The sequence below is a fragment of the Pseudomonas sp. Sample_23 genome, assembly GCF_004307595.1.
Lineage (GTDB): Bacteria > Pseudomonadota > Gammaproteobacteria > Pseudomonadales > Pseudomonadaceae > Aquipseudomonas > Aquipseudomonas atacamensis.
In genome coordinates, this window is sequence record NZ_RCNX01000083.1 from 588,515 (window position 1) to 593,912 (window position 5,398).

A 5,398-nucleotide genomic window follows, 5' to 3' on the forward strand; every position below is an offset into this window, starting at 1 on the left:
ACCGTCGGCACCGTCAACGTGCCGACTGCGGCCAATGACGTGTACAACAATGGCAGCACCGTCAGCACCACGATCACTGGCGCAACCGGTGGCAATTTCGAAAACCTGGTGCCAAGCAACACGCCTGCGGTCACCACGATTACCGATTCGGTCGACAACACCGGCCTGACGCTGACTGCGACCAATAACATCGTTGAAGGCGGTCAGATCACTTACACCGCGACCCTGACCAATCCGGCACAAACCCCGGTTACCGTCACCCTGTCGAACGGTTCGACCATCACCATTGCTGCCGGCGAGACCGTCGGCACCGTCAACGTGCCGACTGCGGCCAATGACGTTTACAACAATGGCAGCACCGTCAGCACCACCATCACTGGCGCTACCGGTGGCAACTTCGAAAACCTGGTGCCAAGCACCACGCCAGCCGTTACCACGATTACCGACTCGGTCGATGACACTGGCCTGAGCCTCAGCGCCACCGGTTCTGTGGCCGAGGGTGGCCAGATCACCTACACCGCCACGCTGACGAATCCGGCCGGCACCCCGGTAACCGTGACCCTGAGCAACGGTTCGGTGATCACCATTGATGCCGGCAAAACCACCGGCACCGTTACCGTTCCAGCGCCGGCCGATGACGCCTACAAAGACGCCGGCCAGGTCGAAGTCAGCATCAAGGACGCCACCGGCGGCAACTTCGAAAATCTGGTGCCGAACACTACGCCAGCAGTGACCGAAATCACTGACACCGTCGATACCTCGACGGTGAAGCTGAGCGCAGACACCTCGGTTGCCGAAGGCGGCACCGTGACTTACACCGCCACCGTCGGCGCGCCAGTCACCGGTTCGCCTGTGGTCGTGACGTTGGCCAACGGCCAGAACATCACCATCGCCGTCGGCCAGACCACTGGCTCCATCACCTACATTGCACCGAACGATGCCTTGACCGGCAACGCTCCGCTGACCAACTCGATCACTGGCGTAACCGGTGGCAACTACGAAAACCTGGTGGCGGACAATACTCCAGTTTCGACCACCGTCACCGACGTGGCCGACACCACCAATCTGTCGCTGAGCGCGACCGCTTCCGTGGCTGAAGGCGGCCAGATCACTTACACCGCGACCTTGACCAATGCTGCTGGCTCGCCAGTGACGGTGACCTTGTCGAATGGCGCCGTCATCACCATCCAGGCAGGCGAAACCAGCGGTAATGTGACCTTCCCGGCTCCGTCCGACGACGTCTACAAAGACTCAGGCTCCGTGCAGGCCACCATCACCAGCGCCACCGGCGGCAACTTCGAGAATCTCGTCTCGAGCACCACGCCAGCGGTCACTCAAGTCACCGACACCATCGACACCTCGACGGTCAAATTGACCGCCGACACCTCGGTCGCGGAAGGCGGAACCGTCACCTACACCGCCACTGTCGGCGCGCCCGTCACCGGCACGCCTGTTGTCGTGACCCTGGCCAACGGCCAGAGCATCACCATCGCCGTGGGCCAGACCACCGGCAGCGTCACCGCCCCGGTATCGAATGACGTGCAGATCGGTCACGCACCGCTGACCAACTCGATCACCAACGTCAGCGGCGGCAACTTCGAAAATCTGGTCGCCGACAAGACCCCGGTCAGCACCACCGTGACCGACACCGTCGACACCACCAGCGTCGCGCTGACTGCCACCGGCAACGTCAACGAAGGCGGGCAGATCACCTACACCGCGACGCTGAGCAACCCGGCCGGTACGCCGGTCACCGTCAACCTGAGCAACGGCTCGGTCATCACCATTGAAGCCGGCAAGACCACCGGCACCGTGACCGTTCCGGCACCTGCCGATGACGTCTACAAAGACGCCGGCAAAGTCGAAGTCACCATCAAGGACGCCACCGGCGGCAACTTCGAAAATCTGGTGCCGAGCACTACGCCTGCGGTGACCAACGTTGCCGACACGGTCAACACTACGCACCTGACCCTCAGCGCAGAAAGCTATGTGCTCGAAGGCTCTTCGATCACTTACACCGCAACGCTGACCAACGCCGCGCAAACGCCGGTAACCGTCAACCTGAGCAACGGCCAGACCATCACCATCGAAGCCGGCAAGACCAGCGGTTCGGTGACGATCGCCGCACCGAGCGATGACGTCTACAAGGACGTCAGCAAGCTCACCGTAACCATGACCGACGCCAGCGGCGGCAACTTCGAGAAACTCGACGTCAGCAAGACTCCGGTCAGCACCACGGTCAACGACACCGTCGACACAACCGCACTGACCCTGACCGCCAGCGATACCGTCAGCGAAGGTGGCCAGATCACCTACACCGCGACCCTGAGCAACCCGGCCGGTACTGCAATGACCGTGACCCTGGCCAACGGCGCGGTGATCAACATCGCTGCCGGTGCTACCAGCGGTTCGGTGAATTTCCCGGCGCCCGCCAATACGCCGTACATCGATGGCAGCAACGTGCGGACGGCGATCGCCAGCCACAGCGGCGGCGATTTCGAGCGCGTCGAGGCCGATCGTTCGGCTGTGGTGACTAAAGTCACCGACGCCGTCGACACCACCAACATCAGCCTGAGCGCCACTGGCAGCGTTGCCGAGGGCGGCTCGATCGTCTACACCGCGACCCTGAGCAATCCGGCCGGCACCGCCATGAGCGTGACCCTGAGCAACGGCGCGGTGATCAACATTGCCAAGGGCGCGAGCACCGGCAGCGCAACCATCGCCGCCCCCGCCGATGACGTGTACAAGGACGCCGGCAAGGTCGATGCGAGCATCACCAAGACCAGCGGCGGCAACTTTGAAAACCTGGTGATCGACAAGACTCCTGCGGTAACTGATGTCACCGACACCATCGACAACAGCACGGTTTCGCTGACCGCCAGCGCCAGCGCGATAGAAGGCGGCGTGGTTGTCTACACCGCGTCCGTGACCGCCCCGGTCACCGGTTCGCCAGTGCTGGTGACCCTGTCCAACGGCCAGACCATCACCATTCCGGTCGGCGCCAGCAGCGCCAGCGTCAACTTCACCGCGCCGAACGATGCACAGGCCGGCGGCAACACCCTGAGCGTGAAAATCGACGGCGCCAGTGGTGGCAATTACGAAAATCTCGTCGCCGACCAAACCCCGGCGGTGACCTCGGTAACCGACGTCGCCGACACCACCAACCTGTCGCTGTCCGCGACCGGCTCCGTGGCCGAGGGCGGTTCGATTGTCTACACCGCGACCCTGAGCAACCCGGCCGGTACCCCGGTGACCGTGAATCTGAGCAACGGCGCGGTGATCACCATCGAGGCTGGCAAATCCACCGGCACCGTCACCGTTCCGGCACCTGCCGACGACGTCTATAAAGACGCCGGAAAAGTTGAAGTCACGATCAAGGACGCCACTGGCGGCAACTTCGAAAACCTGGTGCCAAGCACCACGCCAGCGGTTACCGATGTCACCGACACCGTCGACACCTCGACGGTCAAACTGACCGCCACCGAAACCGCGGCCGAAGGTGGCACCGTCACCTACACCGCCACCGTCGGCGCGCCGGTCACCGGTTCGCCTGTGGTCGTCACCTTGGCCAATGGTCAGAACATCACTATCGAAGTCGGCAAGACCAGCGGCAGCGTGAGCACCACCGCGCCGAACGACGTACTCGCCGGCCACGCGCCGCTGACCAACTCGATCACCAACGTCAGCGGCGGTAACTTCGAAAACCTCGTTGCCGACCAGACCCCGGTCAGCAGCACCGTGACCGACACCGTCGACACCACCAACCTGTCGCTCAGCGCGACCGGCGCGGTGAACGAAGGCGGCCAGATCACCTACACCGCGACTTTGAGCAACGCCGCTGGCACACCGGTCACCGTGACCCTGTCGAACGGTGCGACTATCCTCATCGAGGCCGGCAAAACCACCGGCACCGTGACCGTCGATGCACCGAAAGACGACGTCTATAAAGACGCCGGCAGCGTTGAAGCGACCATCCAGAGCGCAACCGGCGGCAACTTCGAAAACCTCGTCACCAGCACAGCGCCGGCGGTGACCACAGTCAACGACACCATCGACACCACCACCGTGTCGCTGAGCGCCACTGCGAACGTCGCCGAAGGCGAAACCGTGGTTTACACCGCCACCGTGGGCGCGCCAGTGACCGGTTCGCCGGTCACCGTCAGCCTGTCCAACGGCCAGACCATCACCATCGCGGTCGGCGAAACCACCGGCAGCGTCAACTACGTCGCGCCGAACAGCCCGCTGGCGGGCGGCAGCTCGTTGAGCGTGACCATTGATGGCGCCACCGGTGGCAATTACGAAAAACTGCTGGTCGACGGCAAGTCCGCAGACACCGTGGTTTCCGACACCACCGACACCACCAACCTGAACCTGAGCGCCAGCGATTCGGTCGCCGAAGGCGGCCAGATCACCTACACCGCAACCCTGACCAACCCGGCCGGCACACCGGTCACCGTGACCCTGTCGAACGGCGCCACCATCACCATCGACGCAGGCAAAACCACCGGCACCGTGACCGTCGACGCACCGAAAGATGACGTCTATAAAGATGCCGGCAAAGTCGAAGTGACCATCGAGGGTGCGACCGGCGGCAACTTCGAGAACCTGGTGCCAAGCGCGGTTCCAGCGGTGACCAATGTCACCGATACCATCGACACTTCGACCGTCAAACTGACCGCCGATACTTCGGTGGCTGAAGGCGGCACCGTGACTTACACCGCCACCGTTGGTGCACCAGTGACTGGCTCGCCTGTGGTCGTGACCCTGGCCAACGGTCAGACCATCACCATCGGCGTCGGCCAGACTACTGGCACTGCAACTGCTGTTGCTGCGAACGATGCGTTGGCTGGTAATGCTCCGATCACCAACTCGATCACTGGCGTGACCGGTGGCAACTTCGAAGATCTGGTGGCGGATAAAACACCGGTTTCGACCACTGTTACGGATGTCAACGACACCACCAATCTGTCGCTCAGCGCCAGCAACTCGGTGGCTGAAGGTGGCCAGATCACCTACACCGCGACCTTGACCAACGCCGCTGGCTCGCCAGTGACCGTGACCTTGTCGAACGGCGCTGTGATCACCATCAAGGCTGGCGAAACCACCGGCACCGCAACTGTTCCGGCACCTTCCGATGACGTCTACAAAGACGCCGGCTCTGTTCAGGCCACGATCACCAGCGCCACCGGTGGTAACTTCGAAAATCTCGTGCCGAGCACCACGCCAGCGATCACCCAAGTCACCGACACCATCGATACTTCGACCGTCAAACTGACCGCCGATACGTCGGTGGCCGAAGGCGGCACCGTGACTTACACCGCCACCGTCGGCGCGCCAGTCACCGGCTCGCCTGTGGTCGTGACTCTGGCCAACGGTCAGACCATCACCATCGGCGTCG

The 5,398-nt window shown here is 62.9% G+C and carries 1 protein-coding gene; it reads left to right on the top strand.

All coding sequences use genetic code 11. From position 1 onward, the window contains the following. Positions 1 to 5,398: immunoglobulin-like domain-containing protein (locus tag D8U82_RS22645; RefSeq protein ID WP_347238848.1), on the top strand; the 5,398-nt coding region annotated here is incomplete at both ends.